19 protein-coding genes are annotated in these 20,397 nt (G+C 29.7%); 1 reads left to right on the forward strand and 18 read right to left on the reverse strand.

The annotated features are described in order from the left end of the window. Nucleotides 1-7 precede the first annotated feature (7 nt). The 14 genes from Q3304_RS01195 to Q3304_RS01260 all read right to left on the reverse strand — a co-directional run bounded on the left by Q3304_RS01195 (nt 8) and on the right by Q3304_RS01260 (nt 13,665). Nucleotides 8-253, reverse strand: coding sequence for a TIGR03905 family TSCPD domain-containing protein (locus tag Q3304_RS01195; RefSeq protein WP_054269697.1), 246 nt, complete (start codon nt 251-253; stop codon nt 8-10). Nucleotides 254-611: 358 nt separating this feature from the next. Then, nucleotides 612-2,609, reverse strand: a complete 1,998-nt coding sequence (locus tag Q3304_RS01200) for a sigma-54 interaction domain-containing protein (protein WP_407813326.1) — start codon at nt 2,607-2,609, stop codon at nt 612-614. A 30-nt stretch (nt 2,610-2,639) separates the two neighbouring features. Then, the gene (locus Q3304_RS01205; RefSeq protein ID WP_074178859.1) at nt 2,640-4,358 is read right to left on the reverse strand and encodes a diguanylate cyclase; all 1,719 of its coding nucleotides are present in this window, start codon (nt 4,356-4,358) and stop codon (nt 2,640-2,642) included. 178 nt (nt 4,359-4,536) lie between these two features. Beyond that, nucleotides 4,537-5,775 carry a beta-ketoacyl-ACP synthase II gene (gene fabF / locus Q3304_RS01210; RefSeq protein WP_407813325.1) on the reverse strand — a complete coding sequence of 413 codons (1,239 nt, stop codon included), beginning with the start codon at nt 5,773-5,775 and terminating at the stop codon, nt 4,537-4,539. A gap of 28 nt (nt 5,776-5,803) precedes the next feature. After that, on the reverse strand, nt 5,804-6,028 hold the full coding sequence (gene acpP / locus Q3304_RS01215) for an acyl carrier protein (RefSeq protein WP_003419132.1): 225 nt from the start codon (nt 6,026-6,028) through the stop codon (nt 5,804-5,806). Nucleotides 6,029-6,091: 63 nt separating this feature from the next. Beyond that, nucleotides 6,092-6,841 (reverse strand): 3-oxoacyl-[acyl-carrier-protein] reductase, encoded by a 750-nt coding sequence (gene fabG / locus Q3304_RS01220; RefSeq protein WP_054269693.1) that lies wholly within the window; start codon nt 6,839-6,841, stop codon nt 6,092-6,094. After that, nucleotides 6,841-7,791: an ACP S-malonyltransferase gene (gene fabD / locus Q3304_RS01225; RefSeq protein ID WP_407813324.1), complete on the reverse strand. Its 951-nt coding sequence runs from the start codon at nt 7,789-7,791 to the stop codon at nt 6,841-6,843. Before fabD ends, fabG begins: the two co-directional genes overlap by 1 nt. A 15-nt stretch (nt 7,792-7,806) precedes the next feature. After that, nucleotides 7,807-8,736, reverse strand: a complete 930-nt coding sequence (fabK, locus tag Q3304_RS01230; RefSeq protein WP_054269691.1) for an enoyl-[acyl-carrier-protein] reductase FabK — start codon at nt 8,734-8,736, stop codon at nt 7,807-7,809. A gap of 108 nt (nt 8,737-8,844) precedes the next feature. Further along, entirely contained in the window at nt 8,845-9,831 is a 987-nt protein-coding gene (locus Q3304_RS01235) for a beta-ketoacyl-ACP synthase III (RefSeq protein WP_054269690.1), read from the reverse strand. Nucleotides 9,832-9,856: 25 nt separating this feature from the next. Then, a complete protein-coding gene (gene plsX / locus Q3304_RS01240) occupies nt 9,857-10,879 on the reverse strand; it encodes a phosphate acyltransferase PlsX (protein ID WP_407813323.1) in 1,023 nt (340 codons plus the stop codon). Nucleotides 10,880-10,889: 10 nt separating this feature from the next. After that, nucleotides 10,890-11,447, reverse strand: coding sequence for a transcription factor FapR (gene fapR, locus Q3304_RS01245; RefSeq protein WP_003419115.1), 558 nt, complete (start codon nt 11,445-11,447; stop codon nt 10,890-10,892). Nucleotides 11,448-11,650: 203 nt separating this feature from the next. Then, nucleotides 11,651-11,827 carry a 50S ribosomal protein L32 gene (rpmF, locus tag Q3304_RS01250; RefSeq protein ID WP_003419113.1) on the reverse strand — a complete coding sequence of 59 codons (177 nt, stop codon included), beginning with the start codon at nt 11,825-11,827 and terminating at the stop codon, nt 11,651-11,653. Between the two features lie 24 nt (nt 11,828-11,851). Further along, the gene (locus Q3304_RS01255) at nt 11,852-12,376 is read right to left on the reverse strand and encodes a DUF177 domain-containing protein (protein ID WP_054269688.1); all 525 of its coding nucleotides are present in this window, start codon (nt 12,374-12,376) and stop codon (nt 11,852-11,854) included. Nucleotides 12,377-12,468: 92 nt separating this feature from the next. After that, nucleotides 12,469-13,665, reverse strand: a complete 1,197-nt coding sequence (locus Q3304_RS01260; RefSeq protein ID WP_054269687.1) for an acetate/propionate family kinase — start codon at nt 13,663-13,665, stop codon at nt 12,469-12,471. 460 nt (nt 13,666-14,125) lie between these two features. On the opposite strand from Q3304_RS01260, the gene Q3304_RS01265 reads away from it, so the two are divergent. Further along, nucleotides 14,126-15,406 (forward strand): nucleotidyltransferase, encoded by a 1,281-nt coding sequence (locus Q3304_RS01265; protein WP_407813322.1) that lies wholly within the window; start codon nt 14,126-14,128, stop codon nt 15,404-15,406. 220 nt (nt 15,407-15,626) lie between these two features. Here Q3304_RS01265 and Q3304_RS01270 read toward each other — a convergent pair whose 3' ends face one another. Genes Q3304_RS01270 through larA form a run of 4 tightly spaced genes read right to left on the reverse strand, consistent with a single transcriptional unit; the run spans nt 15,627 to nt 20,342 of the window. Further along, nucleotides 15,627-17,018, reverse strand: a complete 1,392-nt coding sequence (locus Q3304_RS01270) for an FAD-binding oxidoreductase (protein WP_407813321.1) — start codon at nt 17,016-17,018, stop codon at nt 15,627-15,629. 10 nt (nt 17,019-17,028) lie between these two features. Continuing rightward, nucleotides 17,029-18,249 carry an electron transfer flavoprotein subunit alpha gene (locus Q3304_RS01275; RefSeq protein WP_407813320.1) on the reverse strand — a complete coding sequence of 407 codons (1,221 nt, stop codon included), beginning with the start codon at nt 18,247-18,249 and terminating at the stop codon, nt 17,029-17,031. A gap of 13 nt (nt 18,250-18,262) precedes the next feature. Further along, the gene (locus Q3304_RS01280; RefSeq protein ID WP_054269683.1) at nt 18,263-19,051 is read right to left on the reverse strand and encodes an electron transfer flavoprotein subunit beta/FixA family protein; all 789 of its coding nucleotides are present in this window, start codon (nt 19,049-19,051) and stop codon (nt 18,263-18,265) included. Between the two features lie 16 nt (nt 19,052-19,067). Then, the gene (gene larA / locus Q3304_RS01285) at nt 19,068-20,342 is read right to left on the reverse strand and encodes a nickel-dependent lactate racemase (protein WP_407813319.1); all 1,275 of its coding nucleotides are present in this window, start codon (nt 20,340-20,342) and stop codon (nt 19,068-19,070) included. Between the last annotated feature and the right edge of the window lie 55 nt (nt 20,343-20,397).

Below are 20,397 nucleotides of genomic sequence, written 5' to 3' on the forward strand. Positions count from 1 at the left end.
TGTGTATTTATTTTATATTTATATAATTTTCCAATGCTAGAGAAAGTTGATCTGGACAAGATGTTGGTTTTGTCTTACATTCAATTCCTTTTAATTTTTTAATTACATCTTCTATATTCATACCTTCAACTAATATTTTTAGTCCTTTTAAATTTCCATCACATCCACCAATAAAATTTACATTTGTAACTTTATTTTCTTTTACTTCAAATTCAATTTCTGTAGCGCAAGTCCCTGTTGTTTTATATTTCATAACTAAACCTCCCAATTATTTTGTCGTCTTATCCCTATAATTAGCAATATACATGCCAAGATTTATAATTATTTATATTTATTTTTTATCTAGTATTTTCAGTGCTTTTGCTGACTATATTTTTTATTGTTTATCTTATATACAATCTTTTGGAAAATAAAAATAGGTAATGGGTTATTTTATAATAACCTATTACCTATCTAAACCTATTTTTTCACCCTATTAATATTTAATTTAAAACCTTTAAAATGTATAACATTATATATCTACTATAATATAGTTTAAATTTTATAAGTGTAAAAGTTTGCACTTATTCAAATATTTATGTCCAGAATAGCTTATTTTAATATCAATATACTTAAGTCATTTTATTGTAAAGATTTATACCTTCTGGAGTTAGTTGACTTCCACATCTACCAGATTTAGATGATATATATCCACACTCACTTAAATAAGATAACACTTTTCTAACTTTATTTTCAGAAATCTCAATTCCTTCCTCTGTAAGTTTCTCGATTATAAATCCTCTTCCAACTCCAGAAGCTGAATCTCTTCTTTTATATAAGACTCTTAATATATCCTCAAGTTCTTTTTTTGTATATCCAAATCCATCTTCATAATTAGAAATATCTGTCTTTATATATGGTGGTAAGTCATCTTTAAAGACCATACTATCACACATTAGACTTACATAAGAAGCGACATTTTGTAACTCTCTTATATTTCCTGGCCAATTATATTTTTCTAAAATAGTTACAACTTCAGGTGAAAGCCTTATATTATGTTTCAAAAAGAAGTTCATAAGCGTTATTATATCTTCTTTTCTATTTTTTAACGATGGCACATCTATTGGCAATACATTCAGTCTATAATACAAATCCTCTCTAAATTTACCTTCTCTAATCATCTTTGGTAAGTTTTTATTTGTTGCTGCTATAACTCTAACGTCTATATTTATAACATTATGAGAACCTATAGGCATAACTTGCTTCTCTTGAAGTACTCTAAGTAATTTTGTTTGCAACAATGGAGGCATATCTCCTATTTCATCCAGAAATATAGTCCCATTGTTTGCAAGTTCAAAAAGCCCCTTTTTTCCTTCTTTTAAAGCTCCTGTAAAAGAACCCTTTTCATATCCAAACAACTGACTTTCTAATAAACTATCTGGAACCGCTGCACAGTTAACTGCTATAAATGGTTGATTACTTCTATTAGAGGTATTATGGATGGATTGAGCTAATAATTCTTTACCAGTACCACTTTCCCCTATTATTAATACAGAAAGGTCTGATTTAGATATTTTTTTAGCCAATTCTATACACTTTATCATATTTTTATTTTTAGTCTTTATATCTTTAAATGTGTATTTGGCTATTTGTCCTTGTTCTCTCAATTTATTAGTGAGATTTTGTTCTAATTTTTTTATATATGTTATCTCTTGTAAATTATAATATATACCAGCTTTATTCCCCATAGAAAATATATTTTTTTTATTTACATTTATATATTTTTTATTTGTAAATACTACTTCATCAACTATTTCTTTGTCTCCAAGTAGAATACTTAAATCTTTAGATATAACTTCTTCTATGTTTTTACTTTGGGGATTTTCATTTATCCCTAAAATCTTTAAAGCTTCTTTATTAAACGTATTTATAACACCATCTGCTGAAGTAAATATTATTCCGTCTTTTGATAAGTTTAATATGACATCTTGTTCTTCCATTTTTAGAAACAATTGTCTATAATTATCTTTGACTCCATTATCTAGACTTATTAAACGTTCAGAATAAGCCATTAAGTTTTTACGTATTTCCTTAACATCAATTCTAAGTCCATTTATTATTTCTATAAAAGTAGATATATCAATATATCTATTCCCAAGGTCAATTACTTTATTTATATAACTTGGTACTCTTTCTTTTACTCCAGGTGTTATAGCTATATCTATGTCTTTATAAATTTTTCCTTCAATGTATGGAGTGAACTTTAAATTTTTTACTCCTATCTTGTAAAATAAACTTATTGTTTCTAAAGTGGTTTCTTTAGTATCATTTACAACCAGTACTTCTGTTCCATTTGGAATTGAGAATAATCCATAGATTTCATTTTCTTTAAGAGTTCTTCTTACCACTATAATCTTGCTATCTTGTACCAAATGTTTTCTCATACTATTTAATCTATCGTCAGTCATTACCAGCACAAAGTCACCTTGTATTTTATCATCATCTTTTAAATTTTCTAAATAATAATGATTTATATCAATGTAATTGCCTAAAACCAAACGTATATTTTCTTCTAAAAAAGATGATAATTTGGTTATTTTATCAGTTACTATAGCTATTGATTGTTTCATGCTTATACCTCTTATTTATATAGTATATAATTACTTATATACTACTTTATTCCTACCAAGTTGTTTTGCTTTGTATAAATTTTTGTCAGCTTCTTCTAGCACATTTTTACTATCAGAAATATGAGCTACACCTGCACTTATAGTTACAGTTACATCTTCACCCCATTTTTTATTGGCAATTGCAATTCTTATATTATCAATTATATTTACTACTTCTTCACCAGATTTATTTCTTATCAGCACAGAAAACTCTTCGCCTCCATACCTAAATACTTTATCTTCTTGTTCCAACATAACAGAGATAGTATTCGTTATACCTTTTATAACAATATCTCCAAATTTATGCCCATAATTATCATTTATAAGTTTAAAGTTGTCAATATCTATCATTACAAGTGCAAAATTATTGTCTTTCTCTCTGTATTTTTCATACATAATATCAAAACTTTTTCGATTATAAACATTCGTAAGACCATCATGTAAATTTTGTGCTTTAAAATATTTGAGTCTATTATATAAAAAAGTAGACCCTAATATAGCAATTATAATCACTGTAAATAATATCTTATAATATTTGATTTCTTTTTTAGTTTTTTCAAATAATGCACTTTCATTTGATACTTTATCAATTATATAGAAACTGGTCTCCGAATCTCTTATACTTTTGTTCTCTTTATATTCATTTATTAGTATCTTTTGATATTTATTTACAGCATTTACATTTCCTTGTTTTTCATATATATTTAATATTTTCTCTAAGTTTTTTATTTTCTCTTGAGTTAACTTTCTTTTAGTGGATATTTCTAAACTTTTTTTATAATTATCTGATGCAGAATCATAATTTTCACTTTTATATTCTAAATTCCCCACTGCCATATAATAATACATATCTTTATCTAATATATGAACTGTTTTATCAGACTTTATAAGAGAATCCGCTCTTGCTAAAGAAGACTTTGCCTTTGATGTATCATTTTTTCCTATATATGCATTTGCCTTCATTATTGATGCCATTATCTCAAAATCATTGTAATCATCTGTATTTACAAACTTTTTATAGTCCACTACATTACTACAAGTTTCAATAGCTTTATCATATTCTCCTAATTCTACATATATTTCTGCTAGATTTATAAGAGCATATAATCTAACCATTCCATTTTTCTCACCTTCATAAACATCTATCTTAAAAGAATCTTTTATTAATTTCTCTGCTCTCTCATATGCACCTACCTTTAAAAGTATGCTCGCCAAATCAACATCTAGTCTTGCTCTTTCATAATTATCCCCTAATTTCTCAGCCAATTTTATAGATTTTACAGTTAAATCTACTGCTTTAGAATAATTATTATCCATTATATACACTGATGCTAGTCTTTTTTCTATATTAAATCTACACTCATCAGATAACTTTTCATCTGACATTCTCATTTTTTCTAATGAATCAATGACTATCTTCGTTCCATCTGGAACCGATGAAATGGTCTTTAACATATTCCACACTTCATCATATACTTTATTGTATTTTTTTTCAGGTATAGCTTCAAAAGAATTTTCAACCAATTTTTTTGCTTCATTGTACTTCTTGTCTGACACAAGACTTTCAGACATATACTTTCCCTTATTTATAATTTCTCTTTCTTTCAGCCCACTTTGGTCGTAATTTATAAACAAAATAATACTAATAAGTATTACACCTATAAAAATTATACTTTTTAGTAATCTTTTCTTTGGTAGTCTAAAATTCAAAATTTTAGTCCTCCTTCTGTATATTGTAGAATGGAAACTTACATATATATAAATAACCTCTTAATACCTAATAATACAATATATCAAAATGATTTACAACATATGCTAGAATTAAATCTCAATAAAAAAGTCCCCTAAAATAGTTTAGGAGACTTTAAATTTAATATATATGATTTATTTATACATATTTTTTTAATACAATTGTAGCATTATGTCCACCAAATCCTAAAGAATTTGATAGTACATATCTAACATTTTTTTCTTTACCTTGATTTGGAACATAATCTAAATCCAAATCTTCACCAACTTCTTGTAAATTTATAGTTGGAGGTACAAAACTATCTTCTATACTCATAGCACAAACAACTGCTTCTATAGCACCTGATGCTCCTAATAAATGGCCAGTCATAGATTTTGTTGATGATACACATAAATCATATGCCTTTTCCCCAAATACAGTTTTTATAGCCATAGTTTCATACAAGTCATTATAATAAGTTGAAGTTCCATGAGCGTTTATATAATCCACTTCTTCTAATGGAACATTTCCATCTTTCAAAGCCATATTCATAGACCTAGCTGCTCCTTCTCCATTTTCAGCTGGAGTTGTCATATGATATGCATCAGCAGTTAAACCATATCCAACTACTTCTGCATATATTTTAGCACCTCTTGCTAAAGCATGTTCTAAGTCTTCTAAGATAACAATACCTGCTCCTTCTCCCATTACAAATCCATCTCTGTCTTTATCAAATGGTCTTGATGCAGTTTTAGGGTCGTCATTTCTAGTTGACATAGCTTTCATATTACAGAATCCAGCAAATGCAAGACCTGTTACAGCAGCTTCAGAACCTCCTGCTACCATAATATCTGCATCGCCTCTTTGTATAACTTTAAAAGCATCACCTATTGAATGAGTTCCTGATGCACAAGCTGTACATACATTAGTGTTAGGTCCTTTTGCTCCTAAAAATATTGATACTTGACCAGCTGCCATATTTCCTATCATCATAGGTACAAAAAGTGAACTTACTCTTTTATTTCCTTTTTCTAAAAGAATTTTATGTTGAGTTTCTATTGCTTCAACTCCACCTATTCCAGAACCTATTATAACACCAACACGCTCTCTATCAGTTTTATCTAAATCAAGGTTTGCATCTTCAACTGCCAATTTTGCAGATACTATTGCAAATTGAGCAAACTTATCCAATCTCTTCAATTCTTTTTTGCTTATATATTCTTCTGGATGAAAATTCTTAACTTCTCCTGCTATCTGAGTTTGATATGTGCTAGCATTGAAATTAGTTATTTTATCTATACCAGATACTCCAGATTTTATGTTGCTCCAGAACTCATCTTTTCCCGTTCCCAACGGCGTAACACATCCAAGTCCTGTTATTACTACTCTTTTATTCATCGGATACCTCCACTTTTTTAAAGCTCGACTATTTATTAGCTTCTATATACTTAACTATATCTCCTATAGATTTGAAGTTTTCTGCTTCTGTATCTGGTATTTCTATACCAAATTCATCTTCAAGTGCCATTATTATTTCTACTGCATCTAATGAATCTGCTTCTAAATCCTTCATTAATGATGTTTCCATAGTTATTTCTTTATCTTCTACTCCTAATTGCTCTATTATTATTTCTACAACTTTATTAAACATTGTGTACCTCCTAAGATTTTTTATTTTAATAGATTTCTCTACTTTTTAAATTATTATTTTTTATTATTGCATTACCATTCCACCATCTACATTTATAACTTGTCCTGTTATATAACTTGACATGTCACTAACTAAAAATGCTACAGCATTTGCTACATCTTCTGGTTTACCATAAGATTTTTTTGGTATGTTTGCAAGTGTTGATTCTTTTACATCATCACTTAATACTTTAGTCATATCTGTTTCTATAAATCCAGGTGCTACTGCATTTATATTTATATTTCTTGATGCCAATTCTCTTGCAGAAGCTTTTGTAAATCCAATCACACCAGCTTTTGATGCACAATAATTAGTTTGTCCTACATTACCCATAATTCCAACTACTGAAGTCATATTTATTATTCTTCCATACTTCTTTTTCATCATAGGTTTAGTAACTGCTTTTGTACAATTAAAGACACCTTTTAAGTTTATATCTATAACTCTATCAAAATCTTCTTCTTTCATTCTCATAAGCAAAGCATCTTTAGTTATACCTGCATTATTAACCAATATATCAACTTTTCCAAATTCTTTTATAACAGAATCTATCATTTGATTTACTTCTTCAGATTTAGACACATCACATTTTATAGAAGTACACTTTACACCCATACCTTCTATTTCATTTTTAGTTTTTAGTGCTTCATCTTCTTTAGAAGTATAATTGATTACTACATCAGCCCCAAAAGATGCTAGTTTTTTTGCTATTTCTTTTCCTATACCTCTAGAGCCACCAGTAACAACTGCTACTTGTCCTGTAAGATTTATCATTATATCTCTCCATTTCTATAATTTTGTACAAATTCATTAAGAGAACCTATACCATCTATATTATAAATATTCACACTTGCTTTTTTGTTAGAAGCTATCTTCTTGATGAATGCTTTTAAAGTTTTTCCAGGTCCCATTTCTATAAAAGTATCATATCCATCGTTTAAAAGTCTTTCTATAGAGTCTTCCCAAAGGACAGATGAACTTACTTGTTTTATAAGTAGTTCTTTCCCTTCACTTTTATAATAATCTGCATTTACATTTGCTACTACATCAATTTTAGGTTTAGTTATGTTAACTTTTTCTAACTCACTGCCTAGTTTTACTCCAGCTTCTTTTAGCATTGATGAGTGAAAAGGCCCACTTACATTTAATTTAACAGCTCTTTTTGCTCCTGCTTCTTTGCATTTCACCATTGCTTCTTCTATCTTTTCATTTTCACCAGATATAACTATTTGACCAGGAGAATTGTAATTTGCTACTTCTACAATACCTCCTTGTATATCTTTAACTACATTTTCTAATATACTTCTATCTAGACCTAAAATTGCTGCCATAGCTCCAACACCTGTTGGAACTGTTTCCTGCATAAACTTACCTCTTTTTTTGACTAAGCATATAGCATCTTTAAAGTCAATTGCATCTGCTGCAACCAATGCACTGTACTCTCCTAAAGATAAGCCTAAACATGCACTATATTTTAAATCTACTTGAGCTTGTACTGCTTTTAATACAGCTACACTATGTGTAACCATAGCAGGTTGAGTATTTTCAGTTTTAGAAAGTTCTTCTTCATTGCCTTCAAACATAAGTTTTTTTAAGTCTATTTTTAAGACTTCACAAGCCTCATCTATTACATTTTTAGCAACATCATTATTTTCGTATAAATCCTTGGCCATACCTACATATTGAGCGCCTTGACCAGGAAATACTAGTGCTACTTTTCCCATCTTACTCCTCCTGATTTACAGTTCTATTGCTGGCATAATCTCTTTTGCTTGATTTACCATAGTCTCTATAATTTCTTTACAAGGTGTTATTTCTTTTACCATAGCAGCACTTTGACCTGCCATAAATGAACCTTTTTCGATATCTCCATCTACTGTTGCAAATCTTAAAGCACCTGTACCTTTTTTATCTAACTCTTCAGGAGTAGCTCCATTTTGCTCCATCTTTAAAAATTCTTTTGATAATTTATTTTTTAATGTTCTTACTGGATGACCTGTACTTCTTCCTGTAACAATCGCGTCTCTATCTTTTGCTTTTATTACTAAGTTTTTGTAGTTTGAATGTACAGAACACTCTTCACTACAGATAAATCTAGTTCCTACTTGAACTGCACTAGCACCTAATGCAAAAGATGCAGCAATACCTCTACCATCTACAATGCCCCCAGCAGCTATTACAGGTATGCTTACAGCATCAGCAACTTGTGGAACCAAAACCATAGTAGTAAGCTCTCCTATGTGTCCTCCACCTTCTGTACCTTCAGCTATTACTGCTGTCGCCCCTAACTTTTCCATTCTTTGAGCTAAAGCTATTGTTGGCACTACAGGAATAACTTTTGTTCCAGCTTCTTTTAATCTATCCATATATTTTGCAGGATTTCCTGCTCCAGTAGTAATAACCTGAACATTTTCTTCTATAATCAAATCCATTATATCATCTACAAATGGTGACATAAGCATTACATTTACCCCAAAAGGTTTATCTGTTAATTTTTTGCACTCAATAATTTCTTTTTTTATAGCTTCTTTTGGTGCATTTCCTGCTGCTATTATTCCAAGCCCTCCTGCATTAGATACAGCACTTGCTAATGATGCAGTAGCTACCCATGCCATTCCCCCTTGGATAACTGGGTATTTTATATTTAATATTTTGCAAATTTTATTCATACAATTCTCCTTCACTTGAAATCATAAAAGTAAACTTTTTATTATTAATCAACCTTACTCTTAATATAAAGTTAATTTTGTCAATTAAAGCATCTTAGATATTTTCTACTATAAAGTCCACTTGACAACTGAAGCCCCCCAAGTTAGACCTCCACCAAAGCCAACTAAAACTACGTTATCTCCTTTTTTAATCTTACCTTCTCTGTAAGCTTCATCTAATGCTACTGGTATAGATGCAGCAGACATATTTCCATACTTGTTTATATTTACATAAACTTTTTTCATATCAAGTTCTAATCTCTTAGAAGAAGCTTGTATGATTCTTATATTAGCTTGATGTGGTATTAAATAGTCTATGTCAGTTGTATTTAAATTAGCTTTTTCAAGAGCTATTAAAGAAGTTTCTGCCATCTTTCTAACTGCAAATTTAAATACATCACTACCTGCCATTTCTATTGTATGTAGATTAGCTTCTACAGTCTCTTTACTTGCTTTAAGTCTTGAACCTCCAGCAGGTACTTTTAAACAATCTTTTCCTTTACCATCAGAGCCCATATGAGTAGATAGTATTCCACCTTCACTTACAGGTCCAATAACAGCTGCTCCAGCACCATCTCCAAATAATACTGCTGTTGATCTATCATCGTAATTTAAAAACTTAGAACAAGTTTCTGCTCCTATTACAAGTACATTCTTATAACAACCAGTTTCTACAAATTGCTTTGCAATAGTTACTCCATATACAAATCCAGAACAAGCTGCTGATATATCAAATGCAGTAGCATTCACTGCTCCTATTGCATCTTGCACTATACATGCAGTTGAAGGCAAAGACATATCAGGAGTAATTGTTGCTAATATAATCAACTCTATATCCTCTACACTTAACTTTGCACATTCTATCGCTTTTAGGGCAGCTTTAGATGCTAGGTCAGAAGTTGCTTCAGATTCTTCTGCAAATCTTCTTTCCTTAATACCAGTTCTAGTACTTATCCACTCATCTGATGTATCCATTATCTTTTCGAAGTGAAAATTATCGTATGATTTCTCAGGTAAATAACTTCCTACTCCCAATATTCCAGCCTTTGTATTCATTATATATTAAACCTCCAAAACGAGTTTATTCATCTTCGTTATTTTTATTTTCTTCATTATATTTGCTTATAAATTGACTTATATCTTCAACAACTTTTCCTTTTGCAAATTTAATGCCTTGATTTATAGCATTCTTTATAGCTTTGGCATCAGAGCTTCCATGAGCTTTTATAACGCCTCCATTTAGACCTAAAAGTGGAGCTCCACCATACTCAGAATAATCTATAAAACTCTTCAATTTTCTTAAATCATCCTTTATAAGTAATGCTCCTATTTTACTTTTTGTACTAGCCATAAAAGTTTCCTTTATAAGGCTCATAACTGAAAGAGCTACACCTTCAGCAGACTTAAGTAATATATTACCTGTAAATCCATCACATATGATTATATCTGTGTATGCATTTATAACTTCTCTAGCTTCTACATTCCCTATAAAATTTAAATCTAATTTTTTAACTTCTTCGTATGACCTTTTAACTAAATCATTGCCTTTTCCTTCTTCTAGTCCAACATTTGCTAATGCTACCTTAGGATTTTCAAGACCTAAAACTTTTCTTGCATAGATATTGCTCATAGCTGCAAATTCAACTAGATTTTTAGGTTTACAATCTGCATTTGCGCCACAGTCTGCTATAAGTGTCATTCCTCGCTTTACATTCGGTATTGCTGAGCATAAGCAAGGTCTATCGATTCCTTTTATTCTACCAACAACAAATAATCCACCAGCAAGTAAGGCTCCTGTATTTCCAGCTGATATTATAGCATCTGTCTTTCCTTCTTTTACGAGGTTTAATGCTACTACCATAGAAGAATCTTTTTTACTTCTTATAGCCTTTACTGGTTTATCTTCATTTTCTATAATCTCAGTAGTATGAACTATTTCTAGTTTATTTCTATCAAATTCATAATTTGAAAATTCCTTTTCTAATAAATCTTTATCTCCTGTGATTATTAAATCAACATTATATTCTTTTATAGCATTTACTGCGCCTTCTACATTAGATTTAGGTGCATTATCTCCACCCATTCCATCAATTACTATTTTCATAATTACCCTCCTAATCTAATTCTTCAAAGATAAACTTTCCTCTAAATATTTGCTCTTGAGCTTTATTATTGATAACAACTTTTACATAATGCTTTTTATCTATATTTCTATATACTTCGGCTTTCGCTATAAGCCTATCTTGTTGTTCTATCAATTTAAAACTTTTTACATTTGCAACTCTCATAATAACTTTAGGTGCATCTATTATAGCCATTGCCAATGAATCTGCTAGAGAAAATATATACGTATCTTTTAAAGTATTAGTCTTAGAGTAAATCATGTCTTGTGTAACTTCTAACATAGATATACCTAATCGCCCTACAGATAAATCAATGATTTCTCCTGTAATTTCCTTTACTCCTAAAGTCTTTACTTTTGAACTCTGAGTTTCTGCTATTGATTTGACTCTTTCTCTTAGCTCTGGTATGTTTAGACTCATTCTATCTAATCTTATAGTCTGTATACTTACATCAAACAGACTTGATAATTCTTCATCAGTATAAAAAGGATCCGTCTTTAGCATATCTATAAGCTCTTTTTGTCTTTGGGCTTTACTTTTCTTTTTCATGTTCCCTCCAAATTTTATAGCTGTAATTAGTACCAGCTACTAATAGTAGTATATAGTAACACACAAAAATTTTCAATACTTATATTATTATTTTTCTATTTTTTAATATGCATAAAATCCACTTATTTCTCTAGTAAATCATCTTATTTTTATATGTACAAAAAAAACATGTAGAGTATACTCTACATGTTTTTTAGAAGCTATTACTTAGACACAACTTCTTTACCTTTATAATATCCACAGTCTGGACACACTCTATGTGGTAATTTTGGCTCATGACATTGTGGGCAACTTACAAATCCTGTTGCTTCCATCTTTGAGTTAGCTGCTCTTCTCATTTTTGTGTTTGATTTAGACGTTTTACGCTTTGGTACTGCCATTTACGCCACCTCCTTAGTCAAAATTTAATTAAATAAATCTTTTAATTTAGCAAAACGAGGATCTATGTATTCCTCATCGTTTGTAATTTCACTGCAAGAACATTCTCCTTCATTTAAGTTTGCTCCGCATACTTGACAAAGACCTTCACAGTTTTCACTACAAAGAACCTTATGAGGTACATTAAAATCTAATGTCTGTTCTATTATATCAATAAGGTCGATTTCTTCGCCATCGAATATAAAAGGATCAAATTCCTCAAATTCATCTTCATCATAATCTTCTTCTTTTACTAAAAAACCTTGTATAGAATACTCTAGTGGTATCTCTACTTCTTTAAGACATCTTGAACAATTGTCAACAATTGTAAAATTGACATCTATATCTAGATATAAACCTTTATTAGTCTTTGACACTTTCCCTTTTAAATTTACAGGTGATACTAATTTGTAAATCTCATCACAATAACTAATAGTATCAATTTTTTCACAAAAATTCAAGTCTATTTTATCAGTTTCTTTTCTATTTATTTTTTCTATGCTAACTTTCATTAAGTTCACCTCAACATATCACCAAATTTATTATACAAATCTAGCATTTGTTTGTCAAGTATTTTTACTTGATAGGCATAAGTTTGCTTAAATTATTTTACTAATCTTAATGTATCTCTAGCTATCATTAATTCTTCATTAGTTGGTATTAAAAGCATTTTTACTTTAGAATCAGCAGTAGATATTATTGTTTCTTTTCCTCTAACATCATTAGCTTCTTTATCTAACTTCATTCCTAAGAACTCCATATTAGAAGCTATATCTGCTCTTATAGCTTTTCCATTTTCGCCAACACCAGCAGTAAATACTACGACATCCAATCCATTCATCTCAGCAGCATAAGCACCTATATATTTTTGTACTTTTTTAACATAAGCTTCTAATGTCGCTTGAGCTCTTTCATCTCCATTTTTAGCTGCATCTTCTATATCTCTGAAGTCACTAGAAATTCCAGTCATTCCATATACTCCAGATTCTTTATTCATTAATTTGTCTAATCCATCAGCATCTAAACCTTCTTTTCTCATTAAGAAAGGTAATATAGCTGGGTCTATATCTCCACATCTAGTTCCCATTATTAATCCTTCTAATGGAGTGAATCCCATAGATGTATCTACACATTTTCCACCATCAACAGCAGCTATAGAAGCTCCATTTCCTAAGTGACAAGTTACTATTTTTAAATCTTTTATGTCTTTTCCTAATATCTCTGCTGCTTTTTGAGATACATAATTATGAGAAGTTCCATGGAATCCATATCTTCTTACCCCATACTTAGTATATAATTCATGAGGTAAACCATATAAATATGAAGATTTAGGCATTGTTTGATGGAAAGCAGTATCAAATACTCCTACCATTGGTACATCTGGAAGTATAGCTTTACAAGCATCTATTCCCATTATGTTTGCTGGATTATGAAGTGGTGCTAAATCTATACACTCTTTTAAAGCTTCTTCTACTTCTGGAGTTATTACTACTGAAGTAGCAAATTTTTCTCCAGCATGTACAACTCTATGTCCTACTGCATCTATTTCTTTCATTTCTTTAACTGCACCAAATTCTGGATGAGCAACAGCTTCTAAAACTAATGCTATTGCATCTTTGTGGTCCTTCATTGGTTGTTCAACAATGTATTTATCATCTCTACCTGCTTTTTCATGTTTTAGTATAGAACCTTCTATTCCTATTCTCTCAACTAATCCTATACATAAAACTTCTTCATTACTCATATCTATTAATTGATATTTTAATGAAGAACTCCCACAGTTTAATACTAATATTTTCATTATTATTTCCTCCTTAGATTTTTATAAATAATATGTAATAAGTTTTGATTTGTAATAAATGTCTAAATAAAACTCTATCTTTTATTATTCTGTCATAGATATATTATTGTATACATTAAACGATTTTCATAAATAATATATCACCTTTTAATATAAAAGTATATACTTTTTTTTAATATTATATCATATTTATAGTATGGTAATTTGTGTATTTTCCTAATAATATATTAACAAATTAACTTAATGTAGATTATTCTTTCCCATTTGCTATAATAATATAATATAAAGCTCTAATAAAGTTATTTTAATAACATTTAACTAGTTTTTTATTATGTAGTATTTCTACATTTTTATAACTTTTTTTACGTTTTTTAGTTTTATAATTAAAAATTTAAATTTTATATACATTTTAATAAATTAAGATATATATAAAAATAACTAAAGATAGAAGGAGTATTTTATGAATGTACTTGGATTAATAGTTGAATACAACCCATTTCATAATGGACATATATATCACTTATCTAAATCTATAGAAAAAACAAATGCAACACATACTGTAGCAATAATGAGTGGAAACTTTCTACAAAGGGGCGAACCAGCTTTATTTGATAAATATACTAGAGCAAAAATTGCTGTCGAAAATGGCGTAGACTTAGTTATAGAATTACCAACTCTATTTGCTTGCCAAAGTGCTGAAATTTTTTCTCATGGTGCCATAACAATTTTAAATTCACTAAGCTGTATAGATTCTGTATGTTTTGGTAGTGAAGAAGGAAATACAGAAATTCTTTACAATATTGCAGAAATTTTAGCAAGTGAGCCAGATGACTTTAAGCTATTCTTAAAAAAATATTTAGATGAGGGCCTGTTATTTCCAACAGCTAGAGCTAATGCACTTTTTGATTATATACATCAATACAAAAAAAATAAATTCATGCAGAGTTATTCAAAAGAACAATTATCAAAAACATTAAATTCATCAAATAATATACTTGGTATAGAATATATAAAAAATCTTATCCACCTAAATAGTGATATAAAACCATTTACTATATCTAGAGTTCAGTCAGAATACAATTCTGAAGAAATTAATAGTAATATTTGTTCTGCTACTGCTATAAGAACTTCACTTAAAGAAAATAATAGTCTTTTTCACTTAAAAAATGTTATTCCAAAAAAGACTTATAATATCCTAAATAAAAAAATAGATAATGGCTTTTTGCCTATGTTTGATGATTTTTTCTTTGATACTTTAAAGACCATTATACTTAGAGATATAGACAATTTAAAAGATTATTTTGAAGTAAATGAAGGTATAGAAAATAAAATCTACAAAGATATTTTTACATCTAAATCTTTATATGAACTGCAATTATCAATTAAATCTAAACGATATACTTTAACCAAAATTAAACGAACTTTAAACAATATATTATTAGGTATTAAAAAAAGTGATATGCAACTTGTAAAAAACATAGATGCTATTCCTTATGTAAGAATACTTGCTTTTAATGATAAAGGCAGAGAAGTTCTAAAGGAAGTAAAAAACAAATCTGAAATAGAAATAATAAACAAATTTTCAAATATATCATTTTCATTAGATGATGTAATTTTTAAAACACTCATAAATTATGATATAAAATCTACAAATATATATGACTCAGTATATTATAAAAATAATAAAGACTTAATAAAAGGTCCTATGGATTTTTATACTCATCCAGTCTATGTAAAATAGATTCTTAAAATAAAAAATATTTATAAAAAACTATTTTATTAATACTTTATATAAATACAATAATCTTATTTGAATCTATTTGCACATACTTTTAGGATGGCAACATCAACTTAAATATTATGCTAATTTCTAAATTTAAGTAAATATTGCCATCCTAAAACTTTTACAATTTATGTTGTCATTTAAAAGTAAGTTTTAAAATATTACATTATTGGTATGTTTAATATATTTTTCCTGGATTCAAAATATTTTTTGGGTCAAAAGCTAACTTTATATTTTTAATTAGCATCATATAAGCATCTGAATTTGATTCATGTAAGTACTCTTTTTTAGCATACCCTATACCATGTTCGCCAGAAACTTGACCACTAAGTTCTCTGGACTTTCTATACATACAGTCAAAAGTTTCTTTTAATCTTGTCTTCCATGTATTATCATCCATACCATCTTTTAAAATATATATGTGTAGATTTCCATCCCCTGCATGACCAAAACTTTTTATTCTTATTTTTAATTCATCTTGAAGCTCATGAGTATATCTTATAAACTCTGCTATCTTATCTCTTGGAACAACAACATCACATTCATCCATTTGTGTTGTAGATGCCTTTATAGCCTCTAAAAAGGCCCCTCTAGCTGACCATATAGAATCATTTCTTTCCTGTGTATCTGATATAAATACATCTAATGCACCATTTTCTAGACATAAATTAGCTACCTTTTCATATTCTTTTTCTATATCTTCAGTGCTATTTCCATCAAATGTAAGTAGAAGATAAGCATCTGATGTATTATCTGGAAACTTCTTACCTAAAAATTCTTCTGCTGCTAGTATTACATCTCTTTCCATAAATTCTATAGCTGTTGGTATTGACTTTGACTTTATTATTTTAGGAACAGTCTCGATTGCCATTGATAAATTTGGAAATGGTATAAGTAAACTTATAATTTTCTTTGGCAGTGGAAGCAATTTTAATATAGCTTTAGTAACTATTCCTAAAGTTCCTTCTGAGCCAACTAATAAGTCCTTTATACTATATCCTGAACTATTTTTAACCACTTTTCCACCTACATTTATAATTTCTCCATTTGGCAATACAACTTCAAGACCTCTTACATAATCTCTTGTAACACCATATTTTACTGCTCTCATCCCACCTGCATTAGTGTTTATATTACCAGCAATTGTAGCACTTTTTTCACCTGGGTCAGGTGGATAAAACAAATCTCTATCTTGAACATATTGACCTATTGTCATCAACAATACTCCTGGTTCTACCGTTAATGTTAAATTTTCATAATCAACTTCAAGTATCTTATTCATTTTACACAGATTAATCATTATTCCACCTTTTATGGCAACAGCAGCACCTACAAGACCAGTTCCTTGACCTCTTGGTGTAACTGGTATATTATTTTTATATGCGTATTTCATTATTTTAGATACTTGTTCAGTTTCAACTACATTTACTAAAACTTCAGGATATTTTTCAATCCCTCCAAGTTCATCATGTGAAAAATCTTCATTTATATCACTTCCAACTATTAAGTTTTCTTCTCCACAAGTATCTATTAAAAAATCTATATCTTTTTTATCGATTAATTTGTACATTTCTATCCCCCTATTTGGCTGCTGATGCCATATATATTTGATTATCATCTTTTTTATTTTCTATCTTTTCAATCAATTTAGGAATAATATCATAAATATCACCTATTAAAGCTAGATGCGCTACATCAAGTATAGGAGCCTTATCATCTTTATTTATAGCTACTATATAATCAGCACCTTGCATCCCTGCAACAAATTGAACAGCTCCAGATACACCACAAGTTATTATAAGTTTAGGCTTTACAGTTCTACCACTAAGACCTATTTGTTTTTTGGCATCTATCCATCCTGCCTCTATTACAGGTCTTGTTCCTGCTACTTGAGCATTTAATTTACCAGCTAACTTATATATCATCTCCATATCTTCTTGTTTCTTTATTGCCCTACTTGCGACAACTATTACTTCAGCTTCTTCTAAATCAACTTCTTTATTTTTTTCTTTTACACTCAGTACTTTAATCTTAGAGCTTAGCTCTTTTTTTTCTATTTGACATAAAGTAATCTTTCCTGTAGCATTCTGCACTTTTTCTGGTACTGAGAATATTTTGTATCTTACAGTAGCAAATTGTGGTCTATTATTAGGTGTATTTATATGAGCCATTATATTTCCACCAAATGCTGGCCTTATTTGGTCTAAATCAGTATTTGATTGAATATCAAGTATTGTACAATCGGCTGTAAGACCAGTTCTAAATCTAGCAGCAAGCCTTGGAGCTAATGACCTACCTAGCGTAGTTCCACCTACTAGCATTATTGTTGGCTTTATATTCTTTATAAAATTTTCTATTGCTTTTGCATATGGTTCTATCCTGAAATCTTTAAATTCATCCTCATCATATACGAATACTTCATCCACACCATAAGAAATCAAATTATTACACTTATCTTTTATATCTTTTCCTACAAACACACAATACACAGGTTGTTTTATCTTTGATGCCATCTCACGAGCTTTTCCTATAAGCTCATATGTCACAGGATGTATGCTTCCATTGTGATGTTCCACATATACTGCAATTCCCCTCCATTCCTCTTTATTTATTTGTACTTTGCAACTCTCTATAAATTCAAATGCACCTTTTGGCCCACTTTTGACACATAACTTACACATCTTACATCCAGCACTTATTTCTACTATCCCTGATTTTTCTTCTATAGCACCAAAAGGACATATTTCTAATACTCCTTTTAAATCAGTTATTTTATCTTGATTTACAATTATCTTTGACATTTATTAATCCTCCTTAAACTAATTTTAATTCCTCTAATTTATTTATAAGTGCAGAACTTAAATCATCTGCATTTCCTCTTACAATATTTTTATCTGTATTTGGCTTTGGAGGAAATATTTTTACAACTTGAGTAGGAGAACCATTAAGTCCATAGTTGTTTTCGTCTTTGTCTTCAAAATCATCTAAGTTATATACAGGTATTTTTCTTTCTTTAGTATCTAATTTTAATTTAAATGAAGGTAGTCTTGGTTGAAAAATATCTTTTTCTACAGTTATTAAACATGGATATTCAATCTCACATACTTGTAAATCGTTTGGCATATCTATTTCAACAACTATACTTTTCTCTTTGACATCAATTAATTTTGTGACATTAGTAACATGAGGTATATCTAAAAACTCAGCTATTTCAGGTCCAACCTGTGCTGTATCACCATCAGTAGTTTGTTTCCCACATATTATTAAATCTACCTTTCCCATCTTCTTGATGCCTTGTGATATAGTATAAGAAGTAGCCAGTACATCTGCACCTCCAAATCTTCTATCACTTATTAAAGCTCCTTCATCAGCTCCCATCATAAAGCTCTCTTCTATTACTTTTTTTGCTTGAGGAGGCCCCATACTAAGTACTTTTAGATTAGCTTTTTTTTCTTGTTTTATTCTAAGTGCTGTTTCTAAAGCATATAGGTCATAAGGATTCATTTTTGAATCTACTCCATCTCTCTTTAGTACTCCTGTAGTTTCATCAACTTCTACTGAAGTTGTTCCAGGTACTTGTTTTATACATGTCAAAATTTCCATAAAGTACACTCCTTTTTTATTTAACTATAACTGACACTCCATCAGGTATAACTACTATCTTACTATCTATACCAACTATACTAGTCGCCATTTCTAAAGCTTCTTTAAAATTAAACGCATGCTTCATATGCATTTTCTTTATCATTTCAGGATTACATTTATCCGTTACCATTATCACAGTATATTTAGATAATATTCTTGCTAATATCTGAAACTCCCATTGGTCTGGGATTGTATCACATCTACCAACACTCCTAATTTTTTCTAATAGTTGCTTTGGAGAATCTGCATTTGCTACATTTTCATAAAAAGATTGACCTCCATGACCATCATTACATGCTGCAATCATTATTATTACTCCACCGTTCCTACAAGTTGCCTCTGCTGCTGTCATCCCCTTAACTGCTTGATAAATATTTTGGTCTAGCGGATATCCTCCATTTGTAGTTACAACAATATCTGATTTTATGGAATTTACTTTTGATAGCTCTGTTACAAATTCACAACCTTTAGTGTGTGCTTTTTCGACATCACCAGCAAAGGATGCAACTATCTTTTTATCTTTATCTATTACAACATTCAGTATGAATGCTAACTTCGCAACTTTAGCTGCATATACCATATCTTCATGAATAGGATTATGCTTTAATTTTCCAGTTCTTGAATTATCACTATCTATAAAGTCACTACAATGGTTGTACATTATAGTCTTTGCAGATGCTATTCCTGGAAGTACACTTTTTCTTCCACCTGAAAAACCTGCAAAAAAATGTGGTTCTATAAATCCTTCTGCTATTAAAAGTTCTGCCTCATATGCTAGTTTATTTATATATAAATCCCCACCTGAAGGTAGTACTCCCACTTTACACATAGATTCGTCATCAGTAGATATGTGCATAACTATATCCTCATTATCTACTATTTCTTCTCCCATTTTATAAACTAACTCTTCCCTTGTACTTGGCCTATGAAATCCAGTTGCCACTATAATTTTCACATCTATGTCTGGATTGACCTTCCTAATTCGCTTCAATATAATTGGCATAGTTATTTTACTTGGCACAGGTCTTGTATGGTCACTCGTAATTATGATAACATTCTTTTTTCCCTTAGCTAGCACTTCTAGTGAATGAGAGCCTATTGGATTATTCATAGATTCTTCAACAGTTTCTTCTTGAGTTTTACGTTCTATACAATTATCCGATTTTGCTTCCAAAACACCAGTAAAACGTTTCTCAGGTATTTCTAAAATCATTCCTTGCTTTGAATACGGTACTTTTAACTTTACCATTTTTAATCTCCCATTATATAAACTATAAAATTGGTATGTGGTCATACCAGTTTTA

Origin of the sequence: Clostridioides sp. GD02377 (genome assembly GCF_045899875.1) — a bacterium.
In the GTDB taxonomy this organism is placed as follows: Bacteria; Bacillota; Clostridia; order Peptostreptococcales; family Peptostreptococcaceae; genus Clostridioides; species Clostridioides difficile_A.